Origin of the sequence: Pseudomonas sp. NPDC087346 (assembly GCF_044744235.1) — a bacterium.
Classification (GTDB): Bacteria; Pseudomonadota; Gammaproteobacteria; order Pseudomonadales; family Pseudomonadaceae; genus Aquipseudomonas.
The window spans coordinates 58,525-76,952 of sequence record NZ_JBIUXX010000004.1; the positions used below are offsets into that span (position 1 = coordinate 58,525).

General features: G+C 57.8%; 20 protein-coding genes. 10 read left to right on the plus strand and 10 right to left on the minus strand.

From position 1 onward, the window contains the following. Positions 1-89 precede the first annotated feature (89 nt). Positions 90-788: a 7-cyano-7-deazaguanine synthase QueC gene (gene queC, locus ACIOZM_RS03915; protein WP_401209923.1), complete on the plus strand. Its 699-nt coding sequence runs from the start codon at positions 90-92 to the stop codon at positions 786-788. 57 nt (positions 789-845) lie between these two features. Here queC and ACIOZM_RS03920 read toward each other — a convergent pair whose 3' ends face one another. Then, positions 846-1,721 carry a queuosine precursor transporter gene (locus ACIOZM_RS03920; RefSeq protein ID WP_401209824.1) on the minus strand — a complete coding sequence of 292 codons (876 nt, stop codon included), beginning with the start codon at positions 1,719-1,721 and terminating at the stop codon, positions 846-848. Further along, the gene (locus ACIOZM_RS03925; RefSeq protein ID WP_401209827.1) at positions 1,705-2,310 is read right to left on the minus strand and encodes a helix-turn-helix transcriptional regulator; all 606 of its coding nucleotides are present in this window, start codon (positions 2,308-2,310) and stop codon (positions 1,705-1,707) included. The genes ACIOZM_RS03920 and ACIOZM_RS03925 overlap by 17 nt, the downstream gene beginning before the upstream one ends. A gap of 576 nt (positions 2,311-2,886) precedes the next feature. Here ACIOZM_RS03925 and glyA point away from each other — a divergent pair. Next, positions 2,887-4,236: a serine hydroxymethyltransferase gene (gene glyA / locus ACIOZM_RS03930; RefSeq protein WP_401209830.1), complete on the plus strand. Its 1,350-nt coding sequence runs from the start codon at positions 2,887-2,889 to the stop codon at positions 4,234-4,236. A 74-nt stretch (positions 4,237-4,310) separates the two neighbouring features. Here the strand turns inward: glyA and ACIOZM_RS03935 are convergent, their stop codons facing one another. Further along, positions 4,311-5,726 (minus strand): amino acid permease, encoded by a 1,416-nt coding sequence (locus ACIOZM_RS03935; protein ID WP_401209833.1) that lies wholly within the window; start codon positions 5,724-5,726, stop codon positions 4,311-4,313. An 895-nt stretch (positions 5,727-6,621) separates the two neighbouring features. Here ACIOZM_RS03935 and ACIOZM_RS03940 point away from each other — a divergent pair. Continuing rightward, positions 6,622-6,759, plus strand: a complete 138-nt coding sequence (locus ACIOZM_RS03940) for a hypothetical protein (RefSeq protein ID WP_042558177.1) — start codon at positions 6,622-6,624, stop codon at positions 6,757-6,759. A 71-nt stretch (positions 6,760-6,830) separates the two neighbouring features. After that, entirely contained in the window at positions 6,831-7,796 is a 966-nt protein-coding gene (locus ACIOZM_RS03945; RefSeq protein WP_401209835.1) for a leucyl aminopeptidase, read from the plus strand. A gap of 168 nt (positions 7,797-7,964) precedes the next feature. On the opposite strand, the gene rluB is transcribed toward ACIOZM_RS03945, so the two are convergent. The 6 genes from rluB to ACIOZM_RS03975 all read right to left on the minus strand — a co-directional run bounded on the left by rluB (position 7,965) and on the right by ACIOZM_RS03975 (position 12,974). Further along, entirely contained in the window at positions 7,965-9,203 is a 1,239-nt protein-coding gene (rluB, locus tag ACIOZM_RS03950) for a 23S rRNA pseudouridine(2605) synthase RluB (RefSeq protein WP_401209837.1), read from the minus strand. Between the two features lie 142 nt (positions 9,204-9,345). After that, positions 9,346-9,534, minus strand: coding sequence for a DUF1289 domain-containing protein (locus ACIOZM_RS03955; protein WP_401209840.1), 189 nt, complete (start codon positions 9,532-9,534; stop codon positions 9,346-9,348). 146 nt (positions 9,535-9,680) lie between these two features. Continuing rightward, complete coding sequence (gene scpB, locus ACIOZM_RS03960; RefSeq protein ID WP_401209842.1) at positions 9,681-10,634, minus strand: SMC-Scp complex subunit ScpB; 954 nt, start codon at positions 10,632-10,634, stop codon at positions 9,681-9,683. 11 nt (positions 10,635-10,645) lie between these two features. Continuing rightward, positions 10,646-11,344 (minus strand): segregation and condensation protein A, encoded by a 699-nt coding sequence (locus tag ACIOZM_RS03965; RefSeq protein ID WP_401209925.1) that lies wholly within the window; start codon positions 11,342-11,344, stop codon positions 10,646-10,648. Positions 11,345-11,467: 123 nt separating this feature from the next. Further along, positions 11,468-12,097: an L-threonylcarbamoyladenylate synthase gene (locus ACIOZM_RS03970; protein ID WP_401209844.1), complete on the minus strand. Its 630-nt coding sequence runs from the start codon at positions 12,095-12,097 to the stop codon at positions 11,468-11,470. Positions 12,098-12,110: 13 nt separating this feature from the next. Further along, positions 12,111-12,974, minus strand: a complete 864-nt coding sequence (locus ACIOZM_RS03975; RefSeq protein ID WP_401209846.1) for a PHP domain-containing protein — start codon at positions 12,972-12,974, stop codon at positions 12,111-12,113. Positions 12,975-13,061: 87 nt separating this feature from the next. Here ACIOZM_RS03975 and ACIOZM_RS03980 point away from each other — a divergent pair, with 87 nt between their 5' ends. From ACIOZM_RS03980 to ACIOZM_RS04005, 6 genes are all read left to right on the plus strand, one after another. After that, positions 13,062-13,658, plus strand: coding sequence for a septation protein A (locus tag ACIOZM_RS03980; protein ID WP_401209848.1), 597 nt, complete (start codon positions 13,062-13,064; stop codon positions 13,656-13,658). Between the two features lies 1 nt (position 13,659). Then, positions 13,660-13,959 carry a YciI family protein gene (locus tag ACIOZM_RS03985; RefSeq protein ID WP_401209850.1) on the plus strand — a complete coding sequence of 100 codons (300 nt, stop codon included), beginning with the start codon at positions 13,660-13,662 and terminating at the stop codon, positions 13,957-13,959. A gap of 341 nt (positions 13,960-14,300) precedes the next feature. After that, on the plus strand, positions 14,301-14,711 hold the full coding sequence (locus tag ACIOZM_RS03990) for a translation initiation factor 2 (protein ID WP_401209853.1): 411 nt from the start codon (positions 14,301-14,303) through the stop codon (positions 14,709-14,711). Positions 14,712-14,718: 7 nt separating this feature from the next. Next, a complete protein-coding gene (locus ACIOZM_RS03995; RefSeq protein ID WP_401209855.1) occupies positions 14,719-15,396 on the plus strand; it encodes a response regulator transcription factor in 678 nt (225 codons plus the stop codon). Positions 15,397-15,625: 229 nt separating this feature from the next. After that, positions 15,626-16,075, plus strand: coding sequence for an LTXXQ domain protein (locus ACIOZM_RS04000; protein ID WP_401209858.1), 450 nt, complete (start codon positions 15,626-15,628; stop codon positions 16,073-16,075). Positions 16,076-16,301: 226 nt separating this feature from the next. Beyond that, positions 16,302-17,642, plus strand: coding sequence for a sensor histidine kinase (locus tag ACIOZM_RS04005; protein WP_401209861.1), 1,341 nt, complete (start codon positions 16,302-16,304; stop codon positions 17,640-17,642). A 109-nt stretch (positions 17,643-17,751) separates the two neighbouring features. On the opposite strand, the gene ACIOZM_RS04010 is transcribed toward ACIOZM_RS04005, so the two are convergent. Further along, the gene (locus ACIOZM_RS04010) at positions 17,752-18,318 is read right to left on the minus strand and encodes a nitroreductase family protein (protein WP_401209864.1); all 567 of its coding nucleotides are present in this window, start codon (positions 18,316-18,318) and stop codon (positions 17,752-17,754) included. Positions 18,319-18,428 lie beyond the last annotated feature (110 nt).

The window sequence follows — 18,428 nt, forward strand, 5'->3', positions numbered from 1 at the left end:
CGCCTACCCCTGTACGCAACTTCTGGCGCCCGGCATTTCGAGTTACCATTCGCACCGAAAATTACCAGTTCAATGCAGGAAGCATAACCATGACCAATAAAGCAGTTATCGTTTTTAGTGGCGGCCAGGACTCAACAACCTGCTTGATCCATGCACTGACCCACTATGATGAAATACACTGCATCACGTTTGACTATGGTCAGCGTCATCGTGCAGAAATCGAAATTGCGCAGCAGCTTTCAAAAAAGCTTGGGGTGACAATCCACAAGGTACTCGACGTATCCTTGTTGAATGAACTGGCCATCAGCAGCCTGACACGCGACAACATCCCCGTCCCCACCGTTAACAGTTCCGGCGAAAGTCTGCCCAGTACTTTTGTGCCGGGTAGAAACATTCTGTTTTTGACCCTGGCGTCTATTTACGCGTATCAGGTGCAAGCGAAAACCGTCATTACCGGCGTTTGTGAAACAGACTTCTCCGGCTATCCGGATTGCCGTGATGAGTTCGTCAAGGCATTGAACAAAGCCCTCGAATTGGGCATGGACTACACACTACAGCTTGATACCCCGCTGATGTGGCTTAACAAGGCCGAGACCTGGGCCTTGGCCGACTACCACCATCAACTGGATTTGATTCGTCATCACACGTTGACCTGCTACAACGGCGTAACGGGCAGCGGATGCTCAAATTGCGACGCTTGTAATCTTCGTGCGAAAGGTCTCAATGACTTCCTGGAAAACAAGGAAAAAGTGATGACCAGTTTGAAAACCAAGCTGAACCTAAAGTAAACACCCGACAAAAACGCGCTCACTTGAACAGCTCAAGTGAGCGCTGGCGTCACCCCATCAAGCCTGATGACCCGTCAGATACTTCTTGAACAATGATCTTGCACCGTAGGCAGGCATGATATTAAAGAAGGCGAAGCCAACCTTTATCGCTATCTGGACGTAAATCATGCTGAGTATCGCGCTATTCTCCATCGTCCCATAGAAGGCGATGTAGCAAAAAAGAAAGCTGTCGATGATAACCGCAAACAATGTACTCAGAAATACTCGCAAGAAGAGAAACCTTGAGTTTGTAAGCTCTTTGATCTTGCACAACAAGTACGAGTTTATATTTTCGGACACCAGAAACGAAACCGAAGACGCCACCAGAACCGAAGACAGTTGGCTGATGACATCATTGTAAGGCCCATCGAGTTTCCAGCCGGGCAGCCCCGGAAGGTGCGTGGTAATAGCCAGAAGAATGATGATGGCCGCATTGCTTATGAAAGCGAAGAGTATCGCTCTTCGTGCCAGCCTGAGGCCGAAGGTCTCGTTCAGCAAGTCAACGATTAAAAAGGTCAGCGGATAAAGAAAGGTCCCCGGCGTTACAACGATATCCAGGTATTCCAGGTAGATCGGTTTTGTGGCAGCAATACTGGTGAAGATATAAAGCGTAAACAGCATCAGGTTCAGAATGATATAAATCATCCAGGAATTTTCATGGCGGTCGTTTATTTCGTAGGCCGTGAGCGCGCCACCCTGGGAGTAAAACTTCTTGTACAGGCTTTTCACTTCTATTTTATTCAGATTATCCATAATCTCGCTACTCAACACTTCACTTAACTTTATTTTAATTATTTTACCGGTAGCTATGACCATGATGATAGCCAGGCTTTTACCGTTTTCAAAACCCAACAACTTGTACTTGCTGTTTTCCATTTCAACGCTGCAATCCATTGAATCGTTCCTCGATTATATCCCCGACCACACAAAAACGATCTGCATCGACACCACCTTCACGGCTTATCGATAACTGTTTTGTGACCTTGTCGTACAGCAATTTTTCCCTGTCGTTGCTCGACGAACCTTTCTGCACGATCAATAGATCGCCTGGCTCATTCATACCACTGATTTCGCGCTCCAGAAGTACGCCGATCAGGTTAAAGGATGTGCCGAAATAGTAAGTCAATGGATAAAGCGTGGCCAACTCGCCAATTCTCTTGTCGAGATTCTGCACAAGCAGGCTTTCCTTAATGACGGGAACTGCCGCCGGGTTCATATTGCCCTGCGGAGAAACACTGCTCTCTATTATTTCCTTCTCTTCAAAATCGATGGTTTCTATTTCTTCATACGACACCCCGAAGAAGTCAGATATCTTGCGGACCGTAGAGTGCTGTACGTTGACCACCTTCCCTTCGAGAATGTTATAGATGGTCGTTCGGGTCAAACCACTGGAATTGCACAAAGACAGCTGGGTTTCCCCACGGCTCTTTATCAAGTATTTGATATTATTTTTCAGATTCTCCGATCTTTCTTTTCTGTGCATAAAATACTTACCATCCATTTTTAACTGCAATCAATGCCACGCCCCGAATGATCATTCCGGGCATATACAAGTGAGGTAGGTAATTGCAGTTCTATCCATATCAGTGCCGCGCGAGATCATAGCATCCTCCCTCCCTGGGATCGGTACAAAAGTCAGGAAACAAACAACGTTGAGTCCAGACCTGCAGGATCGCCTCACCCGTCTGTACTGACTCGTTAGTTTCTATCGCTCGCCTCTGTTGCGCCTGGAAAGCCATGCTGAGCGCTGTGCAGTTTTACACCCTTACCCGCCAAAAAAAGAATCAATTTATTTGAATAATGTTCATTTTTTTGATTAATTCTGTAGCGTTCCTCAGTGAAAAATCTATGATGCGTCGAGTAACCCCCCACCGCATTCCGGTTAACGGAGTAGCAGAACAGGGGTTGCCTGCACAGGCGTTGGTTTTGCGCGTACGGCCGCCAGAACACGGATTCGCCTGTATGGATTTGACAGATATGGACGTATGCACCTTCGCAAAACCAAGGAAGGCGCGCTGTTGTTCGCAGCGCGCAACAAAACAGGGAAGGAACACAAGCAATGGCAGTCATTACCGAACAGCTCAAGAACCAGACTGACTTGATACGACGTGGCATGACGGATCTTCGTATGCAAGACGCGGAGCTTGCAGCGATCCTGGACGCGGAGCTGACGCGCCAACACCGAACCTTGTCGCTGGTTTCCTCCTCCTGCGCCGCCCAGCCCCGAACCCTGGCGGCATCCGCTTCGATACTGGTCAACGTGACGGCTGAGGGGATGCCCGGCAGGCGCAACGCCGCGGGGTGCGAGAACGTCGACCTGGTCGAGTCGCTGGCCATCCGCAGAGCCAGGGAATTGTTCGGCGCCCAATACGCAAACGTGCAATCCCACTCGGCGTCGAACGCCATTTACCAGGTACTCACTGCCTTGCTTGAGCCTGGCGATACCCTCCTTGGAATGGCGGTCGAACACGGCGGTCATCTCACACATGGCAGCGCCGCTGCGTTCTCGGGCGCCTACTACAAGGCGATCCAGTACGGTACGACATCAGACGGCCTCATCGATTACGACAACGTGCGCAGACTGGCGCTCGCTCATCGCCCGCGCATCATCCTCTGCGGTGCGACGGCCTATTCGCGCGTCGTGGATTTCGAGCGCTTTCGCGAGATTGCCGATGAGGCCGGGGCCATCCTGCTGGCCGACATTTCCCATATCGCCGGACTTGTTGCCACGGGGCGACATCCAAGTCCCATCGACGCCGCACACGTGACGACGACCTGCACGCACAAGCAACTCACCGGACCGCGCGGAGGTTTGATCCTCTCGGGCCGTGACGCAAAAACCAAGGTGCCCGGACTGAGGACGACCTTCAATCGCGTCCTTGATCAAGCCGCTTTTCCTCGAATGCAAGGCGCACCCGCCGCCAACATGATCGCAGCAAAGGCCGCAGCGCTGGGCTACGCAATGTCCGCAGAGTTCGACGCCTGTATGGAACGGACTCGCAATGCGGCCGATGAAATGGCCAGCGCCTTTCAGGCATATGACTATGAGGTCGTGGGCGGGCGCAGTGAAAACCATACGGTTCTGGTCCGGTTACGTGGGGGCATCACCGGTCCCATCGCCGAGTCGGCGCTTGAGCAGTGCGGGATCATCGTGAACAGACATCGCGTCCCCGGCGAGACCCGATCCTCACTCATTGCCCATGGGCTGCGGATCGGCACGACCTCCATCGCGCAACGCCATGTAGATGCTGCGGGATGTCGCCTGGTCGTGGATTTGATATGCCGGATTCTCGAAAAAGTGACGCCGCTTGGCGAGCAGGATTACACCCTAGAACCGGCACTAAAAGAGCGGTTCCGCTTACAGGTCGAAGCGTTGTGCACCACTTACCCCATGGTCGACTACGCGTAGCGCCCCGGACTACAGAGTTTTCGCACACAAAAAACCCGGCACTCAGGCCGGGTTTGTTGTTTCTGCAGTAGCGCTTACTTCGTAGGCGCTGCCTGCAACGCGTGCTGGGCACTGCGCTTGTTCTTGATCACGTAGCAGACCCACATGAACACGACCCACACCGGAATCGCGTAAACGGAAATCTTGATGCCCGGGATCAGCAGCATCACGCCGAGAATGAACGCGACGAACGCCAGGCAGATGTAGTTGCCGTACGGGTACCACAGCGCCTTGAACAGCGGCGTTTGGTTAGTCTTGTTCATGTGCTGGCGGAACTTGAAGTGCGAGAAGCTGATCATCGCCCAGTTGATCACCAGCGTGGCAACCACCAGCGACATCAGCAGTTCCAGCGCGCTGTGCGGGATCAGGTAGTTCAGCAGCACGGCAATCAGCGTCACCGCTGCCGAGGCCAGAATCGAACGCACCGGCACACCGCGCTTGTCGATCTTCGCCAGACCTTTCGGCGCATCGCCCTGTTCGGCCATACCCAGCAGCATACGGCTGTTGCAGTAGGTGCCGCTGTTGTACACCGAGAGTGCCGCGGTCAGGACCACGAAGTTCAGAATGTGCGCAGCGGTGTTGCTGCCGAGCATCGAGAACACTTGCACGAACGGGCTACCGCTGTACGAATCGCCGGAGGCGTTCAGGGTTTCCAGCAAGCTGTCCCATGGGGTCAGCGACAGCAGGATCACCAGAGCACCGATGTAGAAAATCAGAATCCGGTAGATCACCTGGTTGATCGCTTTCGGGATCACGGTTTTCGGTTTGTCGGCTTCAGCGGCGGTGAAACCGAGCATTTCCAGACCGCCGAAGGAAAACATGATGATCGCCATGGCCATCACCAGTCCGCTGACGCCATTCGGGAAGAACCCGCCGTGCGCCCAAAGGTTGCTGACCGAGGCCTGCGGGCCACCGTTGCCGCTGACCAGCAGATAACTGCCGAGCGCGATCATGCCGACAATCGCCACGACCTTGATGATCGCGAACCAGAATTCGGCTTCACCGAAGACTTTGACGTTGGCCAGGTTGATCGCGTTGATCAGCACAAAGAAAGCGGCGGCCGAGACCCAGGTCGGAATATCCGGCGCCCAGTAGTGAATGTACTTGCCGACCGCAGTCAGCTCCGACATACCTACCAGAATGTACAGAATCCAGCAGTTCCAGCCCGACAGGAAGCCGGCAAAGCCGCCCCAGTACTTGTGCGCGAAATGGCTGAAGGAACCGGCCACCGGCTCTTCGACGATCATCTCGCCGAGCTGGCGCATGATCATGAAGGCGATGAAGCCGCAGATGGCGTAGCCGAGGATCATCGACGGGCCGGCGGATTTCAGGACCCCGGCCGAGCCGAGGAACAAACCGGTACCGATCGCGCCACCGAGGGCGATCAGTTGAATATGGCGATTTTTCAGGCCGCGATTCAGCTCGCCTGATTGCGAGTTTTGTCCACTCATGAAAAAGGTCTCACGCAAGGTTTGATGATGTTCAGTAGACGTTGCTGCAAGGTTGCGATTTCAGGCAGCCCCGATCAAACCCCAGCGCAGGCACCAGGAGTTCAGCTCAATTACAACGGTCATGCGTCACCTGTTTGTTTTTATCTGTGACGAAATCGAACCCGGCACGCTTATGACGCGACGGAGTGAACAAGGCGGATAGCCTTGAGGTTTGCGCGATTACGCAGAGGGTCACAGTTAAAACGCGGCGCATTGTACACCGCTAACCCCCTGCTGCCAGACATCACTGGATCAGCGTTGTCGGTGGCCGGGATTGCGTGTGTCCGCCACGAGATGCTCGGGCGGCTGCAAAAATTGAGTCAGGCCTTTGCAGGCCATCGACGGGGACGATGGAAAAACCGCCCCACGGAGAGAGATGGAGATCAGTCACGGCGTTCATTGCGCCTCCTTCTTGTTATGCACCTGCACGACAGGCATGAGGCGCATCTCACCCTTCAAACGTGTCTGAAACAAGCGCGCCAGAGCCTTGCGCAGGGCCCGGCCGGCCTGGCCTCGGCAGCTTTTCCTTACACCGCCGAAACCGAGGGCAATTCACTAGGCTTTACCCGGCTTTTCGTAAACCTTTCTTTACGATGCGTAACGTAAATTTTCCACTTCAGAAAATTCCGTAGGACGTCTGCAAATTGACGGTAGCAAGCTTGCTATCGAAAACTCACCGGTAGTTTTTTGTTTTTAAATAAGAAAATTCAAACGCTAAAACAGAATAAAAAGTGCATTTAAAAATTAAATAAATAATTTTTTGCAATACAAAACTCTCTGAACTAGGTTCTTCACGTCTCGCCGGCCGCCTCGACCGGCAAGTCATAACCGTGAAAGTCATCTAGGAGATCGACCCATGCAAGCACTGGAAAAAGACTTGGATAGCGAACTGCAACTGGACGAATGGTTTGAAGCACCGACTCATGAGGCAGCAGTGGAAATGATGCAAGCCGACGCGGTCGTTCCGTTCGGCACGGCGATGTGGCCTCTGTAAGACATCCCCGGGCGGGCACGATCCGGCCGGTCGTGCCCGCCGCTTTTTTCTCGGTCAGTCAGGGAGGACTCATGGATAAGCCCCGCGCGATCTCGCATTTCCTTTACTACCTCGAACATCACCCAGCCCTGGCCGGTATCGAATCAGCCAAGGTTTTGCTCGGCCACACCGCCGACTATGAGGCACTGACCGGCGCCATCGCCGAGCAGGCCGGCGACCATCCGCGTTTTCAGTTCAGCAGCCGACGCCTGGATCTGGAAAGCACCGCAACGCTGACCTCGGCGATTACCGACAGCGACCTGTACATTTTCTTCTACGACTCTTCCACCCTGCCCAACCCGCGCCCCGACGGGCCGGAGTTCGTCCGTGCCTTGCAAGGCGTGATGGCGGAAAACTGGAAGAAGTCGCTACTGTTCAAGGATTACGGCGATTATTTCTACGACACCTTCAGCGTAACGCCGCAGCGGATTGCCGGGCTCAACGCGCATCTGATCCAGCGCATGTCCCAGGCCACCACGTTGAGCTTCACCGATGATCACGGCTCGCGGTTTGAAACGCCGATGAGCAGCATCAAGAAGTGGACTGACATCAACGGTGTCGGCAACTTCGACCTGGCGCCCGGCGAAATCGCCACCCACAGCGAAGCCATCAATGGTCATGTGAAATTCAAGGGCACGTTCCTCAGCACCATTCCGTTTGCGCGCAAGTACGGCGTGCTGGAGTCACCACTGGAACTGTGGATCGAGAACTCGACCATCAGTCGCATCGCCACCGATGTACCGGGGCTGGAGCACGACTTCAACAAGTACCTGGAGGCGAACCCGTCGAATCGGCGGATTGAAGAACTGGGGATTGGCACCAACGAAGGCGTGAAGGACCTGTATGCGCGCAATGCCGGGTTCGAAGAGCGCCATTGCGGCCTGCACCTGGGGCTCGGCGGTGGGGCCAAGGGCAGTCATCATCTGGATTTGATCTTCTCTGGCGGGGTGTTGGCGCTGGATGACAAGCCAGTGTTTGATGGGCGGTTTGTGCTCTGAGCCACTGGCCCCATCGCGAGCAGGCTCACTCCTACAATTTGAAATGCGATCCCTTGTAGGAGTGAGCCTGCTCGCGATAGCAGTCTCTCAGGCACCAAAAATTTTTTACCAGACGAAAAAAAACGCCAACCCTGAGGTTGGCGTTTTTCATTCAGACGCTAAAGCCGATCACTCAGGCTTGCGACGCCCGAAGCCCGGACGCTGGCCGGAGCCCGACGGTGCGCCACGGCGATTGCCCGATGGCTTGTCGCCGTCGACCAGTTTGATCCCCGGACGCTTCGGCGCAGGTTTCGCTGGACGCTTGCCGTTAGTGTCAGCAGGACGATCCGCAACCGGCGTACCGCGACCGGCTGGAGCACCACGGCCTTCGCCGCGCTCGGTGCGACCGTTGGCCGGACGTGGAGTGCGTGGACCGCGCTCGCCATCCGGACGTGCCGATGGCTTACGACCTGGACGCTCGCCTTCGATCTGCGGCTCACGGCTTGGACGCGGGCCGGCGGATGGACCACCCGCGGCTGGACGCAGGGTACGCACGCGCTCGGTCTTGGCCATTGGCCGCGACGATTTACGCTGCATGCGCTCAAGCTTGTCTTTGCTCTTGGCGTTCAGTTGCGGCATGGCCACTGGGGTCAGGCCAACTTCAGCACTGAGGATGTCGACTTCGTACTGGCTCATTTCGCGCCAGCGGCCCATCGGCAGGTCGGAGTTGAGGAACACCGGACCGAAACGCACGCGCTTCAGACGGCTGACCACCAGACCTTGCGATTCCCACAGACGACGAACCTCACGGTTACGACCTTCCATCACCACGCAGTGATACCAGTGGTTGAAGCCTTCGCCACCCGGAGCCTGCTTGATGTCGGTGAACTTGGCCGGGCCGTCTTCCAGCACCACGCCGGCCTTCAGACGTTCGATCATCTCGTCATCGACTTCACCGCGTACACGCACGGCGTACTCACGGTCCATCTCGTAGGACGGGTGCATCAGACGGTTGGCCAGTTCACCGTCGGTGGTGAACATCAGCAAACCGGTGGTGTTGATGTCGAGACGACCGATGTTGATCCAGCGGCCTTCTTTCGGACGCGGCAGCTTGTCGAACACGGTCGGACGGCCTTCAGGGTCGTCACGGGTGCAGATCTCGCCATCGGGCTTGTTGTACATGATCACGCGGCGAACCGACTCGGCAGCTTCTTCGCGCTTGATGACCTTGCCATCAATGGTGATTGCGTCGTGCATGTCGACACGCAGGCCGAGGGTGGCGTCTTTGCCATTGACCTTGATGCGGCCCTGGCTGATCCAGGATTCCACGTCACGGCGCGAGCCGACGCCGATGCGGGCGAGGACTTTCTGCAGCTTTTCGCCTGCTGGGCCGATTTCCTGGTCGTCTTTCTGAATGATGTCGCTCATCTGGGCACCTCCCGGTGTGGTCTGTTCAGGCGGCGCCTGAAGCTATAAAAACTGTGTTTTCGGGCGAAGGATCGCCGAAGGGTCGCGAATCATACGCTCATGTGCACGTTCGCGCATCAGAGACTAGCTGATGGGGGCAAGCTTATTTTTTCCGCCGACCAGTGGCGCCGAGCTTGATCAGGCGCATCGCTGCCTCCGCCAGCACGGTGCGCTTGTCGTCCTTGTCGAGTTTCTTCCAGGCGCGGATCTCGCGTTTGCTGCGGCCACAGCCGATGCAGATGTCATCGCTGAACTTGCAGAGGCTGATGCAGGGGTCTTTTGTGGAACTCATCTAATACTCCAGAAACCCAAATCGTCCTTGTGGGAGCTAGCCTGCTAGCGATGGCGGAGGTTCAGTCATCCTGATGCTGAATATCTGACCGCTATCGCCAGCAGGCTGGCTCCCACAGGGGGTCATCTGTGTTCATGAGACCGTACTCAGTCGTCGAACTCGCGGCGTTCGGCTTCGATGGCTTCGGCCAGTGCGCGGGCCTCGGCTTCTTCTTCGGTTTCTTCGGTTTCAGGTGCGGACTGTTCGAGGGCCGCGACGGCGGCCAGGAGTTTTTCCCGAGCTTCGGCGACACCGAGCACGTCATCTTCTAATTCAGGTTCGGGCTCAGGCTCAGGCGCAATTTCAGGCAGCGGCGCTTCGATTGCCGGCGACTCACCGTCCGCCACATCACGCAGCAGATCGTCGAAGTCGGTCTTGATCCCCTCCTCCATGCTGTCCAGTTCCAGCAACAGCGTATGGAAACTGGTCTCGTCCTTGGGCTCTTCCGGCTCGGCGCTGGCGTCGGCCAGTTCTTGCAGGCTGGCCGGCACCGGGGCGTCGTCGAAGTCGAGCACCGGGTCGGTTTCCATCTCGCGCAGTTCGGCGAGCGGCGGCAGGTCGTCGAGGTTTTTCAGGTTGAAGTGGTCGAGAAACGCCTTGGTGGTGGCGAACATCGCCGGTTTGCCCGGCACGTCGCGGTAACCGACGATGCGAATCCACTCACGCTCGATCAGGGTTTTGACGATGTTGCTGTTGACCGCCACGCCCCGCACGTCTTCGATCTCGCCACGAGTGATCGGCTGGCGATAGGCGATCAGCGCGATGGTTTCCAGCAATGCCCGGGAATAACGCTGCGGACGTTCTTCCCACAGTCGGCCAACCCACGGCGAAAACTTTTCGCGGATCTGCAAGCGATAGCCCGAGGCGACTTCCTTGAGCTCGAACGCCCGGCCGTCGCAGGACTTGGCCAGCAACGTCAAAGCCTTCTTGAAAACCGGCGGCTCCGGCCGTTCGCCTTCTTCGAACAGTTCAAACAGGCGCTCAAGGGATTGCGGTTTTCCCGAGGCCAACAGAAAGGCTTCAAGCAGGGGCGCCAGCTCGCGGGGTTCAGTCAGGTTCATGTTTCGACTCGTTATTCGGCTCGGGCTCGCACGTGGATCGCAGCGAACGGCTCATTCTGCACCAGCTCGACCAAGGATTCCTTGACCAGCTCAAGGATTGCCATAAAGGTCACCACCACGCCGAGCCTGCCTTCCTCGGCGGTGAACAGCTCGACGAACGGCACAAAACCGCCGCCCTTGAGCCGCTCCAGCACATCACTCATGCGCTCGCGGGTCGACAGTGCCTCGCGGCTGACCTGATGGCTTTCGAACATATCGCCACGGCGCAACACCTCGGCCATGGACATCAAAATCTCTTCCAGCGCGACATCGGGCAACAGCTTGCGCGCCCGCGCTTCCGGGGCATCTAGCTTGGGCACCACAACGTCGCGGCCAACCCGCGTCAGGCCATCGATGCCTTCGGCGGCAGCCTTGAAGCGCTCGTATTCCTGCAAGCGGCGGATCAGCTCGGCACGCGGGTCGTCTTCTTCGTCTTCGACGGTTTCGGCCCGAGGCAGGAGCATCCGCGACTTGATCTCGGCCAGCATCGCGGCCATCACCAGATACTCGGCGGCCAGCTCGAGGCGCACCGATTGCATCAACTCGACATACCCCATGTACTGGCGAGTGATTTCCGCCACCGGGATGTCGAGGATGTTGATGTTCTGTTTGCGGATCAGGTACAGCAGCAGGTCGAGCGGGCCTTCAAAGGCTTCAAGGAAGACCTCCAGCGCATCCGGCGGGATGTACAGGTCGAGCGGCATTTCCATGACTGCCTGGCCATAGACCATGGCAAACGGCAGTTCCTGCTGGGCGCCAGCCTGGGGATCGACAACGGTTTCCACTGCCGACATTCAGGCCTCGACCATGAACGGGGTCGGATCGCCGCAACCGACGCGGACTACTTCCGGGTCTTCGCCGGTCAGATCAATCACGGTGGAGGCTTTGATGCCGCCGAAACCGCCGTCGATGATCAAGTCCACTTGATGCTCAAGCAACTGCCGCATTTCGTACGGATCGCTGAGCGGGTCTTCATCGCCGGGCATGATCAGGGTCACGCTCATCAGCGGCTCGCCCAGTTCGGCCAGCAACGCCAGCGCAATCGGATGGCTGGGCACGCGCAGCCCGATGGTGCGCTTCTTCGGATGCAGCAACAGCCGTGGCACTTCACGGGTGGCGTTGAGAATGAAGGTGTAAGGCCCCGGCAGATGCGCCTTGAGAATACGGAACGTGCCGGTGTCGATCTTGGCGTAGTTACCCAGTTGCGACAGGTCGCTGCAGATCAACGCGAAGTTGTGCTTTTCATCGAGCTGACGCAGGCGCCGAACGCGCTCGATGGCGGTCTTGTCGCCGATCTGGCAACCAATCGCGTAGGAGGAGTCCGTGGGATAAATCACCACCCCGCCCTTGCGGATGATCTCGACCGCCTGTTTGATCAGGCGCGCTTGCGGGTTTTCCGGATGTATCTGGAAAAATTGACTCACATTTTCTACCTGTTCAGACGGCGGCAATATCTGTGTCATGTTTGAACCGACACCACAGGGGCGGCAGGTCCTCAGGGAGCGGCCGGTACTGGCCAATCTCCGACCAGCCTCCAGGGCCATGAAAATCACTGCCGGCGCTGACCAGCAGACCGAACTCACGGGCAAGGATTGCCAGGCTGCCCACCTGTTCCGCAGGCTGAAAGCCATTGACCACTTCGATCGCATGCCCGCCCGCTTGAATATAGTCGCCAATCAGCTTTCGGCGCTTGCTGCGGGTGAAATCGTAGTGCCATGGATGCGCCAGACTGACCCAGGCTCCAGCGGCGCGCAGTGTGCCGACGGTGTCTTCGAGGGTCGGCCAATGCTGCTTGACGTCACCCAGCTTGCCGGCGCCGAGCCATTTGCGGAAGGCCTCGGCGCGATCCTTTACAAAACCTTCACGCACCATCCAGTCGGCGAAGTGCGGACGGGCCGGCGCATTGCCGCTGTCGCCCAGCTCTTGCTGGATCTGCCGGGCACCTTCGAGGGCGCCGGGCATGCCTTTGAGCGCAAGCTTGCGGCTTATTTCTTCCGACCGCAGCCATCGGCCATCGTGCAATCTGGCGATGGCCTCGACCAACGGTGCGGCGTTGACGTCGAAACCGTAGCCCAGTACATGAATGGTCGCCCCGCCCCAGGTGCAGGACAATTCGACGCCGTTGACCAGTTGCATCCCCAGTTCGATGGCGGTTGCTCGCGCTTCGGCGAGGCCTTCGAGGGTGTCGTGGTCGGTCAGGGCCAAGACTCGCACGCCGTTCTCGAACGCACGCGCAACCAGTACCGCAGGCGCAAGAGCGCCATCGGAGGCCGTGCTATGGCAGTGCAAATCAACATTCACGGAGATATGTAACCTCAAATCAGCTGGCGCTATCGCGCGCCCGTATGTTTGTTATTATGCCGCCACATCCAGCTTCTGGCTCTCACTGTGAAACAATTCATCGATTTCATTCCGCTTCTGCTGTTTTTCATTGTTTACAAACTTGATCCACGGGTCGTCGACATTGCCGGCCATGAAGTGACTGTAGGCGGTATTTACAGCGCCACTGCCATGCTGATCATCAGCTCGCTGGTGGTGTACGGCGCACTGTTCATCAAGCAGCGCAGGCTGGAAAAGAGCCAATGGCTGACTTTGGTCGCCTGCCTTGTGTTCGGCAGCCTGACTCTGGCCTTCCACAGCGAGACCTTTCTGAAATGGAAAGCCCCGGTGGTCAACTGGCTGTTCGCACTGGCCTTCATCGGCAGCCACTTCATCGGTGATCGCCTGCTGATCAAACGCATCATGGGCCACGCACTGACTCTGCCGGACCCGGTCTGGACGCGTCTGAACATCGCCTGGATCGGCTTTTTCCTGTTCTGCGGTGCCGCCAACCTGTTCGTTGCCTTTACCTTCCAGAGCATCTGGGTGGACTTCAAGGTGTTCGGCAGCCTGGGCATGACCGTGCTGTTCCTAGTCGCACAGGGCATTTACCTGTCCCGTCACCTGCATGACACCGATACCACAACACCAAAAACCGAGGACTGACATGCTCTACGCAATCATTGCCACCGACGTCGCCAACTCTCTGGACGCCCGCCTGGCCGCCCGGCCTGCCCACCTTGAGCGCCTGCAAGCACTCAAGGGCGAAGGCCGCATCGTATTGGCCGGCCCACACCCGGCCGTCGACAGCAATGATCCGGGCGCTGCGGGTTTCACCGGCAGCCTGATCGTCGCCGAGTTCGACTCGCTGAGCGCAGCGCAAGCCTGGGCCGATGCCGATCCGTATATCGCCGCGGGTGTGTACGCCAATGTACTCGTGAAGCCGTTCAAGCAAGTCCTGCCGTAAGCCTGAAACTCGGGCCGTACGGGATTTCTGACAAAGAGCTTTTCTGTGGCAGGCAGATTATGTGGTGAGGGGATTTATCCCCGTTGGGTTGCGCAGCAGCCCCAGAATCATTGAACGCGGTGTGCATGACACACCGCGCTTGAAGATTTACGACTGCTGCGCAGCCGAACGGGGATAAATCCCCTCGCCACAAAGTCATCTACACCACAGAATCATCTGCGCCACAAACAAGTCTGCTCCCCTGCACTGAACCTTCCTGGTTCTTGCTGCTCTCAATCGCTCATTATTCTCGTTTGCCTGCCGACAACCTGCCCAATATCCATTTGGAAGCAGGTGTCGCGATGCGCAAGGGTCCGTTGTGTCTGATGTTGGTCACGTTGTCGATCATGGCGCCCGCCCATGGTGAAGAAAGCACCGAAGGCGGCAATTCCACGCCATTGTCCTTGAGTGCCGGCAGCCAGATCACCGAGTTGCAGCAACGCCTGAAGGCCAGCGAGCAGCAACGGGAAGAATTGAACAAACAACTGCAAAATGCCGACAACGAACGCGAAAGCGCTCAGCTCGCCCGGCTGCGCCAGGAGAACCAGCGTCTGAAGCTGCAACTCAAGGAAGCCCAGGCCAGCCCGCTCCCGCGTTTGCTGACCGATCAGCAGCAATGGTTCGTCACTGGCGCCGGAGTTGCGCTATTGGCCCTGCTCTGCGGTATCTTTGCCAGTGGAGCAAGTCGAAAACGTCGACAATGGCTAAATTGAGTGAGTCATGAGCGAGCTGTTACTGATTGATGATGATGTGGAGCTCTGCGAGCTCCTGAGCAGTTGGCTGAGCCAGGAAGGCTTCCAGGTGCGCGCTTGCCACGACGGCCAGAGCGCCCGCAAGGCATTGGCTGAAGCGGCGCCCGCGGCCGTGGTGCTCGATGTGATGCTGCCCGACGGCAGCGGTCTGGAACTGCTCAAGCAATTGCGCAACGACCACCCTGACCTGCCGGTGCTGATGCTCTCGGCCCGGGGCGAGCCGCTGGATCGCATCCTCGGTCTGGAACTCGGCGCTGACGATTATCTGGCCAAACCCTGCGACCCGCGTGAACTCACCGCCCGCCTGCGCGCGGTATTGCGCCGTAGTCATCCGGCAGCGGCATCGACGCAGCTTGAACTGGGCGATCTGATTTTCAGCCCGGTGCGCGGCGTAGTCAGCATCGACGAAAAAGAATTGACCCTCACCGTCTCCGAAAGCCGCCTGCTCGAAGCGTTGCTCAAGCAACCGGGCGAGCCGCTCGACAAACAGGAACTGGCGCAGATCGCCCTCGGGCGCAAGCTGACCCTGTACGACCGAAGCCTCGACATGCACGTCAGCAACCTGCGCAAGAAGATCGGCCCCCACCCCGACGGCCGCCCACGCATCGTCGCCCTGCGCAGCCGCGGCTACTACTACAGCCTCTGAAACGCCCACGTCCCCTGTAGGAGCTGCGGCACGCTGCGATCTTTTGATCTTGCTTTAATAAACAAAATCAAAAGATCGCAGCGTGCCGCAGCTTTTACACAGGGCGAGTGTCAGGTTGGGCGCAAAACGTCTTTACCCAAGCTTTACGTACCGCTGACCGCCGCTGACCTTGATCTCCGTAATCTGAACTCATCCGGAACGTACCGGGAACGAGACAAGGAGATTCACCATGCGCAAGACTCTTATCGCTCTGATGTTCGCTGCCGCTCTGCCAACCGTCGCAATGGCCATGCCGCAAGATGGCGGCCCTATGGGTGGCCCGATGGACGGAGCGCGCCACGGCGGTCAGATGCAGGGCATGCACGGCAAAGGCCCGTACAGCCAGCTCGACCTGTCCCGCGAACAGCGCGAGCAGATCCGCAAGATCATGGGCGAGCAGATGCATGAGCGTCGCCAACTGGTCGACAAGTACCTGGAAAAACTCTCGCCGGCTGACCAGAAAGCCATGAAGGACGAGATGACCGCCAAGCACCAGAAAGCCCAGGCAGATGTGCGCGCAGTGCTGAAACCGGATCAACAGAAGAAATTCGACGAGATCCAGAAAAAACAGGCTGAGCGTCGCGCCGAATGGGCAGAGTTCAAAGCCTGGAAAGCGCAACAGCCGCAAAAAGCGCAATAATGCAGTAACCCCGAACCCGACGGCTAAACAGCGTCGGGTTTGCCTTTGTGGCGAGGGGATTTATCCCCGTTGGGTCGCGCAGCGGCCCCAAAACCTGCGATTGCGGAACATCAGAAATATCGCGTGCAATGGTTTTGCGGCTGCTTCGCAGTCGAGCGGGGATAAATCCCCTCGCCACAGGAGCCCATTCCTACATGGGGCTTTTGTGTTTGATTGAGGATTTTCTGTGCGTTCATTGTTCTGGCGTATTCTCGCGAGCTTCTGGCTGGCTATCGCTCTGGTGGCGGGATTATCGATTCTGCTCGGGCACATGCTCAATCAGGACGCGTGGATACTCAGCCGCCATCCGGGCCTCAACACCCTGGCCGCTGAATGGACGCAAACCTACGAAAGCCAGGGCGAAGATGCCGCCCAGGACATCCTCCAGCAACGTAAACGCCAATATCACATCGACGTCCAAGTGCTCAACGAAAGCGGCGACCCGGTGGTACGCGGCACATTCCCGCGCCGCGCAGCAGCGTTCGAAGCCCGCCAGAACAACGATGACCGCCGCCTGCCATGGCGACGCCTGACCGATGAGTTCACCAGCGATAAAACCGGTGACACCTATCTGTTCATCTTCCGCATCCCGCACCCGGAGCTCGACGCCTGGCACCGCGACAGCCTGCTTTGGCCGTTGAGTGCACTGGGTATCGCGTTGGTGGTGCTGACCTTGTTCAGCCTGCTGGTGACATTCTCCATCACCCGCCCACTCAGCCGTTTACGTGGCGCGGTGCATGATCTCGGGCAAACCACCTATCAGCAGAATAGCCTGGCGAAACTCGCTAACCGCCGCGACGAATTCGGTGTACTGGCCACCGACTTCAACCGTATGGGTGCGCGCCTGCAAAGCCTGATCGGCAGCCAGCGCCAATTATTGCGCGACGTGTCGCATGAACTGCGCTCGCCGCTGGCCCGTCTGCGCATCGCCCTCGCATTGGCAGAGCGCGCCAACCCCGAAGAACGGGAAAAACTCTGGCCACGCCTGACCCGCGAATGTGATCGGCTAGAAGCGTTGATCAGTGAAATTCTGGTGTTGGCGCGGGTCGACGCCGACAATGCCAGCGCCGAAGACGTGGACTTGAATGCACTGCTCGGCACGCTGCAAAAGGATGCGCAGCTTGGCTCGCCGGAGCAGACCGTGCGTCTCGACGTCGAACAACATCTGAACCTGACCGGCTGGCCGACGATGATCGAGCGCGCCGTCGATAACCTGCTGCGCAATGCGCAACGCTTCAACCCGGTCGGACAAGCGATCGAAATGCAGGCGGCACGTCAAGGTGAGCGCGTGGTGGTGAGCGTGCGCGACCATGGGCCGGGGGTTCAGGCCGAGCATTTGAGTCAGTTGGGCGAGCCGTTCTATCGGGCGCCGGGGCAGACGGCTGCGGGGCATGGTCTGGGGCTGGCGATTGCCCGGCGGGCGGCGGAGCGGCATGGCGGGACGCTGGTGCTGGCGAATCATCCCGAGGGTGGGTTTATTGCCAGTCTGGAATTGCCGCTTGTACCCGGCGCCGTCGTCCAGCCCTGAACCCCCTGAAGGAGTGAGCCTGCTCGCGATAGCGTCAGCACATTCAACATCAATGTGGCTGCACGAACGCAATCGCGAGCAGGCTCGCTCCTACAGTTGATTGGTGAGATCAGGCCTTCGCGGGCCAGGCGCTGACGAACTCGGTCAGATCAACCTTCTCCGCCACACGCGGTTCTTTCTGCGGCGTGCCGAGGTACAGGAACGCAATCACTTCCTCGCCCTCTGCCAGCCCCAAGCCCTTGGCCACAGTCGGCGAATAAGCCAGATCACCGGTGCGCCACACCGCGCCAATCCCCTGCGCATACGCCGCCAGCAAAATCCCGTGCGCCGCACAGCCAGCCGCCAGCAGTTGCTCGGCCTTCGGATATTTGAGGTGTTCCTGAAGTTTGGCGATCACCACAACCACCAACGGTGCTCGCAACGGGCCGTTACGCGCCTTGTCGATCATCGCTTCGGTGACTTCGCCGTCCTGCAGCTTCGCCGCTTCAGCGAGCAACTCACCCATCTGCTCACGCGCCGCGCCTTCGACGGTCAGAAAGCGATACGGCTGCAAATGCCCGTGATCCGGTGCACGCGTGGCCGCTGCAAACAGGACTTCGCGCTGTTCGGCGCTAGGGGCCGGGTCGATCAGTCGCGGAACGGAAACACGGTTGAGCAAAGCGTCGAGAGCCTGCATCGGCCACCTCCTGAAAAATTTGTGCGGCTATTCTAGCTGTATCTGCCATCAGCCTGCCGGTTTACATGCCCGGCCTCACGGGTAGAATGGCGCCCTTCCACATCAGCCCG

Bases quoted from the DNA above. Each gene is read 5' to 3' on its own strand.
- ACIOZM_RS04000 (WP_401209858.1), top strand. From the start codon at position 15,626: ATGCGCAAGACTCTTATCGCTCTGATGTTCGCTGCCGCTCTGCCAACC.
- queC (WP_401209923.1), top strand. From the start codon at position 90: ATGACCAATAAAGCAGTTATCGTTTTTAGTGGCGGCCAGGACTCAACA.
- ACIOZM_RS03955 (WP_401209840.1), bottom strand. From the start codon at position 9,534: ATGAGTTCCACAAAAGACCCCTGCATCAGCCTCTGCAAGTTCAGCGAT.
- ACIOZM_RS04010 (WP_401209864.1), bottom strand. From the start codon at position 18,318: ATGCAGGCTCTCGACGCTTTGCTCAACCGTGTTTCCGTTCCGCGACTG.
- ACIOZM_RS03990 (WP_401209853.1), top strand. From the start codon at position 14,301: ATGCGCAAGGGTCCGTTGTGTCTGATGTTGGTCACGTTGTCGATCATG.
- glyA (WP_401209830.1), top strand. From the start codon at position 2,887: ATGGCAGTCATTACCGAACAGCTCAAGAACCAGACTGACTTGATACGA.
- ACIOZM_RS03940 (WP_042558177.1), top strand. From the start codon at position 6,622: ATGCAAGCACTGGAAAAAGACTTGGATAGCGAACTGCAACTGGACGAA.
- scpB (WP_401209842.1), bottom strand. From the start codon at position 10,634: ATGAACCTGACTGAACCCCGCGAGCTGGCGCCCCTGCTTGAAGCCTTT.
- ACIOZM_RS03945 (WP_401209835.1), top strand. From the start codon at position 6,831: ATGGATAAGCCCCGCGCGATCTCGCATTTCCTTTACTACCTCGAACAT.
- rluB (WP_401209837.1), bottom strand. From the start codon at position 9,203: ATGAGCGACATCATTCAGAAAGACGACCAGGAAATCGGCCCAGCAGGC.
- ACIOZM_RS03935 (WP_401209833.1), bottom strand. From the start codon at position 5,726: ATGAGTGGACAAAACTCGCAATCAGGCGAGCTGAATCGCGGCCTGAAA.
- ACIOZM_RS03995 (WP_401209855.1), top strand. From the start codon at position 14,719: ATGAGCGAGCTGTTACTGATTGATGATGATGTGGAGCTCTGCGAGCTC.
- ACIOZM_RS03925 (WP_401209827.1), bottom strand. From the start codon at position 2,310: ATGCACAGAAAAGAAAGATCGGAGAATCTGAAAAATAATATCAAATAC.
- ACIOZM_RS03920 (WP_401209824.1), bottom strand. From the start codon at position 1,721: ATGGATTGCAGCGTTGAAATGGAAAACAGCAAGTACAAGTTGTTGGGT.
- ACIOZM_RS03985 (WP_401209850.1), top strand. From the start codon at position 13,660: ATGCTCTACGCAATCATTGCCACCGACGTCGCCAACTCTCTGGACGCC.